General features: G+C 41.0%; 1 protein-coding gene. It reads left to right on the top strand.

Annotated features, from left to right (window positions below; all coding sequences use genetic code 11):
* Window positions 1-330, top strand: a 330-nt coding sequence (locus AAEZ03_RS26485; RefSeq protein WP_350582736.1) for a hypothetical protein, incomplete at its 5' end; no start/stop codon positions are given.
* Between the last annotated feature and the right edge of the window lie 2 nt (window positions 331-332).

The raw sequence follows: 332 nt of genomic DNA, 5'->3' as shown, positions 1-332 counted from the left end.
GTCCAAAGTACGCCTTTGAACAACCACAGTGTTCAGTACAATACGGACATTGAACACCTATTAGCACTTGAAAAGCTCAAGAATGAACACCTCAGTCAACAGGTAAGCGATCAAAAGAAGTTAATTGAAAATTATCAGCAGCAGATAGGACTATTGAACAAAACGCTGGATAAAGCCAACGCCATTATTCAGGATTTCGCACAAGTGAGACTGCTAGAGTTTAAGCAACCTGAAATAAGCGATGAGCCGCCACTTGAACAAGAGAGAGAGAAAACAGACAACTCAACCGTAGCTATGGTTGAGAAAAAGAAAAAGTGGTGGGTGTTTTAGAC

This window comes from Pseudomonas sp. HY2-MNA-CIBAN-0224 (genome assembly GCF_040310285.1).
Lineage (GTDB): Bacteria > Pseudomonadota > Gammaproteobacteria > Pseudomonadales > Pseudomonadaceae > Aquipseudomonas > Aquipseudomonas helleri.
Note: the sequence above shows the minus strand (reverse complement) of the source record. Positions and strands in the feature narration are given on the sequence as shown.